Source organism: Leptothrix toolikensis (SeqCode), from assembly GCF_057922285.1.
The window spans coordinates 1-11,637 of sequence record NZ_JBYSVC010000076.1 but is presented as its reverse complement, the minus strand read 5'-3'; the positions used below and the strand labels follow the sequence as shown (position 1 = coordinate 11,637).

Sequence of the window (11,637 nt, the reverse complement as noted above, 5' to 3'; positions counted from 1 at the left end):
ATGCAGCGGCTCATCTCTTGCATCGAGATCAGCGGGCCGACTTCCTTGGGCATGACGACGCGCTTTTCTTCTTCGTAGCGTGACGTGTTCTTGCCGTAGCCGACTGCGATGTCTTGCAACTGACACTCGCCGCCTTGATCACAAATCGGGCAATCGAGCGGGTGGTTGATGAGGAGAAACTCCATCACCGACTGCTGCGCCTTGATCGCCTTGTCGCTTTGGGTGCGCACGATCATGCCCTGCGTCACCGGCGTGGCACAGGCCGGCATCGGCTTGGGGGCCTTCTCAATATCGACCAAGCACATGCGGCAATTGGCGGCGATCGAGAGCTTCTTGTGGTAGCAGAAATGCGGAATGTGGCAACCCGCCTTCTCAGCCGCATGCATCACCATGCTGCCGGGAGGCACTTGGACCTTGCGGCCGTTGAGTTCGATTTCAACCATCTTTGTGCGCCAGGTTCGACTTCAGACGTAAGCGGGGAGCGGGCAAGTCTTGTGTTCGATGTGGTACACGAACTCATGCCGGTAATGCTTGATCATGGCCCGCACCGGCATGGCCGCTGCGTCGCCAAGCGCACAGATGGTGCGCCCCATGATGTTCTCGGCCACGTTGTCGAGCAGCTCCAGATCTTCAGCGCGACCTTGGCCGTGCTCGATGCGATTCACCAGCCGCCACAGCCAGCCCGTGCCTTCGCGGCAAGGGGTGCATTGACCACAGGATTCGTGTGCGTAGAAATACGACAACCGCAGCAAGCTCTTGACCATGCAGCGGGTTTCATCCATGACGATGACCGCACCCGAACCCAGCATCGAGCCGGCCTTGGCAATCGAGTCATAGTCCATCGTGCAAGCCATCATGATGTCGGCCGGCAGCACCGGCGACGACGAGCCGCCAGGGATCACAGCCTTAAGCTTTTTGCCGCCCTTGACGCCCCCGGCCAAGGCCAGCAGATCGGCAAAGGAGGTGCCCATCGGCACTTCATAGTTACCCGGCAGCTCGACATCACCGACCATCGAGAAAATCTTGGTGCCGCCGTTGTTCGGCTTGCCCGACTCTAGGTAGGCCTGACCACCGTTGCGGATGATCCAGGGCACCGCCGCGAAGGTTTCAGTGTTGTTGATGGTGGAGGGCTTGCCGTAGACGCCAAAGCTGGCCGGAAACGGCGGCTTGAAGCGCGGCTGGCCCTTTTTGCCTTCAATCGACTCGATCAGGGCGGTTTCTTCGCCGCAGATGTAGGCCCCAAAACCGTGGTGCGCATGCAGCTGAAAACTGTGACTGCTGCCGAGGATGTTGTCGCCCAGATAGCCCGCCGCGCGCGCTTCTTCCAAAGCGGCTTCGAACTGGTCATAGACCTCGAAAATCTCGCCGTGGATGTAGTTGTAGCCCACCGAAATACCCATCGCGTAGGCCGCGATGATCATGCCTTCGATGACGCTATGCGGGTTGAAACGCAGGATGTCGCGGTCCTTGCACGTGCCCGGCTCACCTTCGTCCGAATTGCAGACCAAGTACTTTTGCACCGGCAAAGCACGCGGCATAAAGCTCCACTTGAGGCCGGTCGGGAAACCCGCCCCGCCCCGACCCCGCAGACCGGAGGTCTTGACCTCGGCAATGACCTGCTCAGGACTCCAGCCCGTGCCATCTTGGGCCAGCATCTTGCGCACAGCCTGATAACCGCCCCGGGCTTCGTAATCGTGCAGATGCCAATTGCGACCATTCAGCCCAGCAACAATCTGGGGCTTGATGTGCCGGTCATGGAAACAGGTTTCCAGACCTGTGGCTTGAAACTTGGAAAGGTCCAACATCATCGTGCTCAACTCCGTCTGTGCCGTCTTTGCCGTTGCGGTGGGGCTCAAGCGCCCTGCCCGGCATGGGCCTGCAAGGTTTCAACCAGCTCATCGAGACGGTCGTTGCTCATGAAGCTGAGCATCTGACGGTCATTGACCAGCATCACCGGCGCATCGGCGCAGGCACCCAAACATTCGCACTGCTGCAAAGTGATGAGTCCATCCTTGGTCGTACCGCCCACCTCAACGCCGAGCTTGGTACACAAGTGATCCAACGCGGCTTGACCGTTACGCAACTGGCAGGGCAGATTGGTGCAGACGTTGAGCTTGAACGTGCCCACCGGCTGCTGGTTGTACATGTTGTAGAAGGTCGTGACCTCATGCACCGCGATCACAGGCATGCCCAAATAAGCGGCGACGCCCTGCTCGACCTCGGGTGAAACCCAGCCGCGCTCTTGTTGGGCAAGGGCCAAACAAGCCATCACAGCGGACTGCGGCTGATCAGCCGGATATTTGGCAACTTCACGCGCAAAACGCGCCAGGGTGGCTTCACTGAACATGGTGGGTGCAGTCGGGTTCGGGTGCGGCGACATGGGATTCAACGGTCAATCTCACCGAACACGATGTCCATCGTGCCGATGATGGCCACGGCGTCAGCAATCATGTGGCCGCGTGACATTTCATCCAGCGCCGCCAGATGCACAAAGCCCGGCGCACGGATCTTCATGCGGTACGGCTTGTTGGCCCCATCACTGACGAGATAGATGCCGAACTCGCCCTTCGGGTGCTCGACCGCCGCGTAGGCTTCGCCTTCGGGAACGTGAAAACCTTCAGAGAAGAGCTTGAAGTGATGGATCAACGCTTCCATCGAGGTCTTCATGCCTTCGCGCGACGGCGGTGCCACCTTGTGGTTGTCGGTGATGACCGGGCCGGGGTTGACGCGCAGCCAATCGACGCACTGTTTGATGATGCGATTCGACTGACGCAACTCTTCGACACGCACCAAATAGCGGTCGTAGGTGTCGCCGTTCACGCCCACCGGGATGTCGAAATCCATGCGGTCATAAACATCGTAGGGCTGCTTCTTGCGCAGATCCCATTCGATGCCCGAGCCACGCAACATGGCCCCCGAAAGGCCCATGTTCAAGGCGCGTTCAGGCTCAACCACACCGATACCGACCGTGCGCTGCTTCCAGATACGGTTCTCGGTCAAGAGCACTTCGTACTCATCGACCAAAGGCGGGAAACGCTGGGTGAAATCGTCGATGAAATCGAGCAGCGAGCCTTGGCGGTTCTCGTTGAGCTTGGCAATCGCCTTGGCGTTACGCACCCGGCTGGCTTGGTACTGCGGCATGGTGTCCGGCAGATCACGATAGACACCACCGGGACGGAAATAAGCCGCGTGCATCCGCGCACCCGACACGGCCTCGTACATGTCGAACAGATCTTCCCGCTCGCGGAAGCAGTAGATCAGGATGTTCATGGCACCACAGTCCATGCCGTGAGCGCCCAACCAAAGCAGATGGTTCAGCAAGCGCGTGATCTCGGCAAACATCACGCGGATGTACTGCGCACGCACGGGCACATCGACCCCCAGCAGCTTCTCGACCGCTAAGCAGTACGCGTGCTCGTTGCACATCATCGAGACGTAATCAAGCCGGTCCATGTAGGGCAGCGACTGGATGTACGTCTTGGTTTCGGCCAACTTTTCGGTGGCACGGTGCAACAGGCCGATGTGTGGATCGGCGCGCTGAATCACTTCGCCATCGAGCTCCAGCACCAGCCGTAGCACGCCGTGCGCCGCTGGATGTTGCGGACCGAAGTTGAGGGTGTAATTCTTGATCTCAGCCATGACTCGATGCCTCAGTGAAGACCACCGTAGTTGTCCTCCCGGATGATCCGGGGCGTAATCTCACGGGTCTCGATTGACACCGGCTGGTAAATGACGCGTTTTTGTTCCGGGTCATAGCGCATTTCGACATGCCCCGTGACTGGGAAATCCTTGCGCATCGGATACCCAATGAAACCGTAGTCTGTCAGGATGCGCCGCAAATCCTCGTGACCTTCGAAAATAATGCCGTACATATCGAAGGCTTCACGCTCAAACCAATTTGCAGCATTCCAAATGGAATTGACCGACGGGATGCGCGGAAAATCATTGTCTTCGCAGAAGACTTTCAAACGCAGACGCCAGTTGTGCCGCAGAGAAAGCAGATGCAGGACCACGCAATAACGTGGCCCTTCCCACACTTGATCTTTGTAGGTGCTGTAGTCAACGCCACACAAATCAATCAATTGCTCAAAAGCCAGCTCATGGTCTTCTTGCAAAACCAACGCTGTGGTCTGGTAATCCTCAGCACTGACCGTGATCGTGATCTCACCGCGCGCGCAAACTTGCTTCACGATCCGATCACCGAGCACGTTTTCAAGGGCCGCCAGCAGGTTTTGGAGTTTTTGAGTCATGCCGCTATTCCCTCAACTCAACGAGCAATGGTGTTTTCACGTCGGATCTTGGCTTGCAATTGCAAAATGCCATAGAGCAACGCTTCCGCCGTGGGCGGACAACCCGGGACATACACATCCACCGGCACAATCCGATCACAACCCCGCACCACCGAATAGCTGTAGTGGTAATAACCACCGCCATTGGCACACGACCCCATCGACAAAACCCAACGCGGCTCAGCCATCTGGTCGTACACCTTGCGCAAGGCCGGAGCCATCTTGTTGCACAAGGTGCCCGCCACAATCATCAAGTCACTTTGACGTGGGCTAGGCCGAAAAAGCATGCCGAAGCGATCAATGTCGTAGCGCGCAGCACCTGCATGCATCATCTCGACAGCACAGCATGCCAAACCAAAGGTCATGGGCCACAACGAACCGGTCTTGGACCAATTGATCAGCGTATCAACACTTGTTGTGACAAAGCCTTCCTTGAGAATGCCTTCAATACCCATTGCTTATCCTGTTATCCAGAGCCGAACAGAGAGTCAAGAAAGGATCATTCCCAATCCAGCGCCCCTTTTTTCCATTCGTAGATAAATCCCACGACCAGAATACTCAGGAAAACCATCATGGCCCAAAAACCCGTCGCACCAATTTCCTTGAGAGAAACCGCCCAAGGAAAGAGAAAGGCAATTTCAAGATCAAAAAGAATGAAGAGAATAGCCACAAGATAGTAGCGCACATCAAACTTCATTCGAGCATCTTCAAAAGCCTCGAAACCACATTCGTAGGGAGAGTTTTTCTGCGCGTCAGGCCGTTGCGGCCCAAGCAGAAAACCCAAAATTTGGGGAGCAATGCCAACCCCAACACCCACCAAAATAAAGAGAAGAACAGGAAGGTACTGGTCGAGACCCATGATCACAAACGACTCTCCGTGCCAAATCAGACAGCAAAAAGCGCGCCTGCATCAGTTGTCTATTCTGACATAACTGCACAAAGAGCGCGCCGCGTACTTTCCCCAATACTCAAACGAACAGTTTATTGCATCAACTGAGTATTGTCTTTATTTTTGGTGCCGACGGCGAGACTCGAACTCGCACAGCTTTCGCCACTACCCCCTCAAGATAGCGTGTCTACCAATTTCACCACGTCGGCACAAATTTTTAAGGCTGCTATTTCTTGCTGATCTTTTGCATTGATCATCAGAAGTTTGCAGCCGCGCATTCTATAACGAATTTATTGATTTTTCAAAAAAATCTCTAAATTCGCACACCAAAGACGCTCACCGACCCGGGATTTGTGCGGGGGCCTGAGGGCTCACCACATCCATGCTTGCAGCGGCAGCGCCGGCGGAAGCCGAAGAAGCGGCCGGGCGCACCTGTACGGCGCGATCCAACACAGTTTCAGCCGTAGGAGCACCGCGCTGGTGCCCGAAGTAGGCCAAAACCAAGGTCGCGATAAAAAACAGGGTGGCACTAACCGCCGTTGTCCGCGACAGGAAGTTGGCACTACCCGTCGCACCAAACAGGCTGCCAGACGTACCACTGCCGAAAGCGGCCCCCATGTCGGCACCTTTGCCGTGCTGGATCAGGACCAAGCCAATCATGGTCACGGCAGAAAGGATCTGGAGGGCCAGAACCAAATTCATCACGATATGCATCAGATGGGACTCCTCAGGAAAAGATGCAGAAAAATCAGGCTGCGGCCCGAACAATGGCCAAGAAATCAGCCGCTTTGAGCGCCGCGCCGCCAATCAAACCGCCATCAATGTCGGGCTGAGAGAACAGCACGGCGGCGTTATCCGGCTTGACACTTCCGCCATACAACAAAGTCATCTCTGCCGCGCAAGCAGTCGCAGCAGCAAGTTGTGAGCGCAACACCGCATGAACCGCTTGAGCCTGCTCAAGCGTCGCGGTCAACCCGGTACCAATCGCCCATACAGGCTCATACGCCACCACGATTTCGCCGATGCACGGCCCGAGGGCGTGAATCACCACCGAGAGCTGGCGCTTCACCACCGCATCGGTTTCACCCGCTTGGCGCTGCGCCAGCGTTTCACCCACACAGACGATCGGCGTGATACCACGTGCCAAAGCGGCCTTGGCTTTATCGGCCACGATCTGATCGCTTTCGCCGTGGTAAGCGCGACGCTCCGAGTGGCCCACGATGGCGTAGCGGCAACCGAACTCCACCAGCATGGCGGCCGAAACCTCTCCGGTGTAAGCCCCTTGCTCGTGCGCCGATACATCTTGCGCGCCCCACGCCAAGCCAGAGTTGGCCAAGGTCACGGCCACTTCGGACAAATAGGGGAACGGCACGCATACCGCCGCTTCAACACCCAAGGGGCGAGCAGCCAAGATGTCTTGCAGCAACTCCGCATTGGCTGCGTGATTGCCGTGCATTTTCCAGTTACCAACGACGAGTTTGCTGCGAGCTTGGCTCATGACGATTCCTTGTCTCTTGTCTTGTGTTCTGTTCTGTTTTCACCAAGCCAGCACGATCTTGCCGATATGCTGACCACTTTCCATCAGGGCATGCGCCTCAGCCACCTCAGCGGCGGGCAGCACCGCGTGGATCACAGGCCGTATGCGCCCCGAGGCGATGAGTGGCCAGACCCGCGCCTTGAGCGCTTGGGCCATGGCCGCCTTGAACATCACCGAACGCGCGCGCAAGGCGGACCCCGTGATCACCAAGCGTCGCCGCAGGATCAGGCCAGCATCAAGGGTAGCTTTGGCGCCACCCTGCACGGCAATGATCACCAGCCGACCATCTTCGGCCAAGCAGCGCAGTTCACGCGCCACATAGTCGCCCGCCACCATGTCGAGAATCACGTCCGCGCCGCGCCCTTGCGTGAGACGCAGCACCTCGGCACTGAAATCCTGTTCGCGGTAGGCGATGGCGTGATCTGCACCCAAACGCAACGCTGCCGCACACTTGGTGGCGCTGCCCGCCGTCACGATCACCGTGGCACCCAAAGCTTTGGCCACTTGGATGGCCATGACGCCGATACCGCTGGTGCCGCCTTGAATCAGCAGGGTCTCCCCCGCTTTCAAGCCAGCCCGGTCCACCACATTCGACCAGACGGTAAACAACACCTCGGGCAGACTGGCCGCCTCGATGTCGGAGAGGCCCTGCGGCACCGGCAAGCACTGCCCGATAGGAGCCGTACATGCTTGGGCATATCCGCCGCCGGACACCAAGGCGCAGACACGCTGCCCAACCGCCAAACCAGCAGCGGCCAGTTCATCGAGGCTATCCGGATGGACGGCCTCAATCACCCCGGCCACATCCAGACCTGGCAAATCACTGGCCCCTGGCGGTGGCGGATAGAGGCCCTTGCGTTGCAAGACATCGGGCCGATTCACACCACTGGCCGCCACACGGATCAACACCTCGCCCAGCGCCGGGATGGGCACGGGGCGATGCACCAAGCGCAGCTCAGCAGCTGCACCGGGTTGGCTGATCTCGATGGCTTGCATGACCAAGGACGGCGGCAGGATGGCTGTGCTTACTGCCGCTCTTACTGCTGTTGCTGTTGTTGCTGCGCTTGGGTGTCGTCACCGGCACCTTGTTCAGCAACCACAGCCACCGCTTCACCCGACGATTCGGGGCGGTGATCACGCTCACCACGCTCTTGACGCGGCGGGCGATCACCCCGTTCACGACGCGGACCACGGTCACCACCACGATCACCATAACCACCACCGTCACGGTCGCGACGCGGCGGGCGGTCTTCGCTGACAGCTTCCATACCTTCAGGGCGTTCGATCAGCGCCTTCATCGACAGCTTGATGCGACCCTTGTCGTCGGTCTCCAGCACCTTGACCTTGATGATCTGGCCTTCGGTCAGGAAGTCGGTGACTTTCTCGACGCGTTGATGCGCGATTTGGCTGATGTGCAGCAGGCCATCCTTGCCAGGCAGCACGTTGACCAAGGCACCGAATTCGAGGATCTTGACCACCGGGCCTTCGTAGACCTTACCGATTTCGGCTTCAGCCGTGATGTCAGCGATGCGCTTTTTGGCGATTTCCGCCTTATCTGCATCAGCCGAGGCGATGGTGATGGTGCCGTCTTCACCGATGTCGATATGACAGCCGGTTTCTTCGGTCAGCGCACGGATCACCGAGCCACCCTTGCCGATCACGTCACGGATCTTTTCCGGATTGATCTTCATGGTGTACAGACGCGGTGCAAATTCGGACACTTCCGTGTTGGCACCGGCCACCGCTGTGGTCATCTTTTCCAGGATGTGCAAACGCGCTTCCTTGGCTTGAGCCAGCGCAACTTGCATGATTTCCTTGGTGATGCCTTGGATCTTGATGTCCATTTGCAAGGCGGTGATACCACCCGTGGTACCGGCCACCTTGAAGTCCATGTCGCCCAGGTGATCTTCGTCACCCAAGATGTCGGTCAGCACCGCAAAGCGGTTGCCTTCCTTGATCAGGCCCATGGCGATACCGGCCACGTGGGCCTTCATCGGCACACCAGCATCCATCATGGCCAAGCAGCCACCGCAGACCGAAGCCATCGAGGACGAACCGTTCGATTCGGTGATCTCAGAGACCACGCGCACGGTGTAGGCAAAGTCTTCACGGTTCGGCAACAACGGCACCAGCGCGCGCTTGGCCAAACGACCGTGGCCGACTTCGCGGCGCTTGGGCGTGCCCATGCGGCCGGTTTCGCCGGTGGCAAACGGCGGCATGTTGTAGTGGAACAAGAACTTGTCTTGGAACTCACCGGCCAGCGCGTCGATCTTTTGCGCGTCTTGGTCGGTACCGAGGGTGGCGATCACCAGCGCTTGGGTTTCACCCCGGGTGAACAGCGCCGAGCCGTGGGTACGCGGCAGGACGCCGGTACGGATTTCGATCGGACGCACGGTGCGGGTATCGCGACCGTCGATACGCGGCTCACCCGACAAGATCTGACCGCGCACGGTAGCGGCTTCGAGTTCGAACAGCAGGCTTTCGACCTTGACGTCGTCAAAGCTCACGCCATCAGCCGTCAAAGCCGACTTGATGTCGGCGTAAGCCGCACGGCAAGCGTGGGTACGGGCTTGCTTGGAACGGATCTGGTAGGCGGCCCGGATCTTTTCTTCGCCCAGCGCCTTGACCTTAGCGATCAGGTCTTCGTCCTTGGCCGGAGCTTGCCAATCCCAAGCGGGCTTACCAGCGTCGCGCACCAGTTCTTTGATCGCGTCGATGACGACCTTGCCTTGTTCGTGACCGAACACCACAGCGCCCAGCATCACATCTTCCGGCAACTGGTCGGCTTCGGATTCCACCATCAACACGGCGGCTTCGGTACCGGCCACCACCAAGTCCATCTTGGATTGGCTGAGTTGGGTCGGGCCCGGATTGAGGACGTATTCACCGTTGATGTAGCCCACGCGCGCACCGGCGATCGGGCCGTTGAACGGGATGCCCGAGATGGCCAGCGCAGCGCTGGAGCCGATCAAGGCGGCGATGTCGGCCGAGACTTCCGGATTCAACGACATCACATGCACCACGACTTGGACTTCGTTGTAGAAGCCTTCGGGGAACAGCGGGCGCAGCGGGCGGTCGATCAGGCGGCTGGTCAGCACTTCGAGTTCGGAAGGCTTGGCTTCACGCTTGAAGAAGCTGCCCGGGATGCGGCCGGCAGCGTAGGTCTTTTCGATGTAATCGACCGTCAGGGGGAAGAAGTCCTGGCCCGGCTTGGCGTTCTTGGCACCGACCACGGTGGCGAGCACCACGGTGTCGTCCATGCTGACCAGCACGGCACCGCCCGCTTGACGCGAGATTTCGCCGGTTTCCAGCGTGACGGTGTGTTGACCCCATTGGAAGGTCTTCGAGACTTTATTGAACATGCTCATGCGTTTTTCCTTTGCCGCGTGACGCGGCTGGTTGCATCCAAACGGTGGGATGCGACACCCGGAGTCGGTTCATGGGCGCAATGCCATTCCAGCGAAGCACCGCAGCTCTGGGGCCACGGAACGCCGATGGAATGACACAGCAGCGCGATCAAAGACCGAAGCTCCACCATCCACAAAACCAACACAAAGAGCCCGTCCTGGAAACTGACGTCCAGACAGGCTCTTCATGGGAGCGTACGTAACAAGTACGTGACGCGAATTACTTACGCAGGCCCAGGGTCTGGATCAGCGCGGTGTAACGACCCGCATCGCGGCTCTTGAGATAGTCAAGCAGCTTACGGCGACGGCTCACCATCCGCAGCAGGCCACGACGACCGTGATGGTCTTTCATGTGTGCTTTGAAATGGGGGGTGAGGTGGTTGATGCGCGCAGTCAGCAGAGCGACTTGCACTTCAGGGGAACCTGTGTCGCCAACGCCACGTGCATGGGCGGCAACAACTTCAGCAGTATTGATGTCGGACATCTTGATTTCCAATAACGATGGAAACCGCGTCGCAGTCCAGCGCGCTTGGGCGTGTCTGCCGACGGTTTCCGGGTTGACTTGCGGTCACAGGTGAAACCGACCCGTGCCGTGTGGGCTTCTCGAACCCGGGCCTTGAGCCAAAGAGCTCACGACCCGGGCGCGAAGCCCGGGATTATAGGCTTACAGCGGGCGGATGTTGGCCGCTTGCAGACCCTTGGGGCCTTGCTTGGTTTCGAATTCCACGCGTTGGTTTTCTTGCAGGCTGCGGAAACCGCCGCTGTTGCGGATTTCGCTATGGTGAGCGAACAGGTCCTTGCTGCCGTCTTCCGGTGTGATGAAGCCGAAGCCCTTGCCGTCGTCAAACCACTTAACGATGCCGACTTGTGTTTGCGTACTCATGGATGATGTTCCTTGGAGTGTTGATTGAAAAAAGAAAAAACCACCCTGCCAGCGTTGAAGCCAACAGGAACAGAGACACTCAAGAAACGTCAAACCGGGGAAATTCCACCTGAGCCGACCACGCAAGAGAACAAAAGCACACTGGCGAAGTGGGTAAAAGAGCAAGACCTTGAAAAAAACGGCCTTGTGTATGTCTGCGGCGCGGAGTGTAGCGCACTCTTGCCTCGGGTGAGGTGATAGATTCACCGACCCAAGCATTGCTCCCACCCAAGAAAGACCCTGATGGCTATCCAATGGTTTCCCGGTCACATGCATTTGACCCAGAAAGCCATCACCGAACGGCTCAAGGATGGCATCGATGTCGTCATCGAACTGCTCGATGCTCGGCTGCCTGGCTCCAGTGCCAATCCACTGCTCGCTCGCCTCGGCCAAGGCCGACCGGCCTTGAAGATCCTCAACAAACAAGATCTGGCCGACCCCATCCAGACCGAAGCTTGGCTGGCGCATTACAACGCTTTGCCTCAAACCCAAGCCTTGGCGCTCGACGCCAGCGTCACTGCGCCCGCGCAGCGCCTGATCGCAGCTTGCCGAGCCTTGGCCCCGTTGCGCGGCGGCATGGCCAAGCCGATGCG

At 58.4% G+C, this 11,637-nt stretch carries 15 protein-coding genes and 1 tRNA gene; 2 read left to right on the top strand and 14 right to left on the bottom strand.

Annotated features, from left to right (window positions below; all coding sequences use genetic code 11):
• The 14 genes from AC3VI7_RS10430 to AC3VI7_RS10365 all read right to left on the bottom strand — a co-directional run.
• On the bottom strand, window positions 1-443 hold a 443-nt coding region (locus AC3VI7_RS10430; protein WP_489671502.1), incomplete at its 3' end, for a 2Fe-2S iron-sulfur cluster-binding protein.
• 21 nt (window positions 444-464) lie between these two features.
• Complete coding sequence (nuoF, locus tag AC3VI7_RS10425; RefSeq protein WP_489667636.1) at window positions 465-1,808, bottom strand: NADH-quinone oxidoreductase subunit NuoF; 1,344 nt, start codon at window positions 1,806-1,808, stop codon at window positions 465-467.
• Between the two features lie 44 nt (window positions 1,809-1,852).
• Complete coding sequence (gene nuoE / locus AC3VI7_RS10420) at window positions 1,853-2,347, bottom strand: NADH-quinone oxidoreductase subunit NuoE (protein ID WP_489667637.1); 495 nt, start codon at window positions 2,345-2,347, stop codon at window positions 1,853-1,855.
• A gap of 38 nt (window positions 2,348-2,385) precedes the next feature.
• Window positions 2,386-3,639: an NADH-quinone oxidoreductase subunit D gene (locus tag AC3VI7_RS10415; RefSeq protein WP_489667638.1), complete on the bottom strand. Its 1,254-nt coding sequence runs from the start codon at window positions 3,637-3,639 to the stop codon at window positions 2,386-2,388.
• An 11-nt stretch (window positions 3,640-3,650) separates the two neighbouring features.
• Window positions 3,651-4,250 carry an NADH-quinone oxidoreductase subunit C gene (locus tag AC3VI7_RS10410; RefSeq protein WP_489667639.1) on the bottom strand — a complete coding sequence of 200 codons (600 nt, stop codon included), beginning with the start codon at window positions 4,248-4,250 and terminating at the stop codon, window positions 3,651-3,653.
• 17 nt (window positions 4,251-4,267) lie between these two features.
• A complete protein-coding gene (locus AC3VI7_RS10405) occupies window positions 4,268-4,744 on the bottom strand; it encodes a NuoB/complex I 20 kDa subunit family protein (protein WP_489667640.1) in 477 nt (158 codons plus the stop codon).
• Between the two features lie 44 nt (window positions 4,745-4,788).
• On the bottom strand, window positions 4,789-5,148 hold the full coding sequence (locus AC3VI7_RS10400; protein ID WP_489667641.1) for an NADH-quinone oxidoreductase subunit A: 360 nt from the start codon (window positions 5,146-5,148) through the stop codon (window positions 4,789-4,791).
• 154 nt (window positions 5,149-5,302) lie between these two features.
• Window positions 5,303-5,387 (bottom strand) — tRNA-Leu (locus tag AC3VI7_RS10395).
• Window positions 5,388-5,514: 127 nt separating this feature from the next.
• Window positions 5,515-5,892: a preprotein translocase subunit SecG gene (secG, locus tag AC3VI7_RS10390; RefSeq protein ID WP_489667642.1), complete on the bottom strand. Its 378-nt coding sequence runs from the start codon at window positions 5,890-5,892 to the stop codon at window positions 5,515-5,517.
• 34 nt (window positions 5,893-5,926) lie between these two features.
• A complete protein-coding gene (gene tpiA / locus AC3VI7_RS10385) occupies window positions 5,927-6,676 on the bottom strand; it encodes a triose-phosphate isomerase (protein WP_489667643.1) in 750 nt (249 codons plus the stop codon).
• Window positions 6,677-6,715: 39 nt separating this feature from the next.
• On the bottom strand, window positions 6,716-7,711 hold the full coding sequence (locus AC3VI7_RS10380; RefSeq protein WP_489667644.1) for an NAD(P)H-quinone oxidoreductase: 996 nt from the start codon (window positions 7,709-7,711) through the stop codon (window positions 6,716-6,718).
• Window positions 7,712-7,752: 41 nt separating this feature from the next.
• Window positions 7,753-10,083 carry a polyribonucleotide nucleotidyltransferase gene (gene pnp, locus AC3VI7_RS10375; protein WP_489667645.1) on the bottom strand — a complete coding sequence of 777 codons (2,331 nt, stop codon included), beginning with the start codon at window positions 10,081-10,083 and terminating at the stop codon, window positions 7,753-7,755.
• A 259-nt stretch (window positions 10,084-10,342) separates the two neighbouring features.
• Window positions 10,343-10,606 (bottom strand): 30S ribosomal protein S15, encoded by a 264-nt coding sequence (rpsO, locus tag AC3VI7_RS10370; protein ID WP_489667646.1) that lies wholly within the window; start codon window positions 10,604-10,606, stop codon window positions 10,343-10,345.
• A 180-nt stretch (window positions 10,607-10,786) separates the two neighbouring features.
• Window positions 10,787-11,005 carry a cold-shock protein gene (locus tag AC3VI7_RS10365; RefSeq protein WP_489667647.1) on the bottom strand — a complete coding sequence of 73 codons (219 nt, stop codon included), beginning with the start codon at window positions 11,003-11,005 and terminating at the stop codon, window positions 10,787-10,789.
• A 24-nt stretch (window positions 11,006-11,029) separates the two neighbouring features.
• Between AC3VI7_RS10365 and AC3VI7_RS10360 the strand changes: the two genes are divergently transcribed.
• Together AC3VI7_RS10360 and AC3VI7_RS10355 are read left to right on the top strand one after the other, a co-directional pair.
• Window positions 11,030-11,242, top strand: a complete 213-nt coding sequence (locus AC3VI7_RS10360; protein WP_489667648.1) for a hypothetical protein — start codon at window positions 11,030-11,032, stop codon at window positions 11,240-11,242.
• A gap of 45 nt (window positions 11,243-11,287) precedes the next feature.
• A partial coding sequence (locus tag AC3VI7_RS10355; protein WP_489671501.1) for a YlqF/YawG family GTPase occupies window positions 11,288-11,637 on the top strand: 350 nt, incomplete at its 3' end.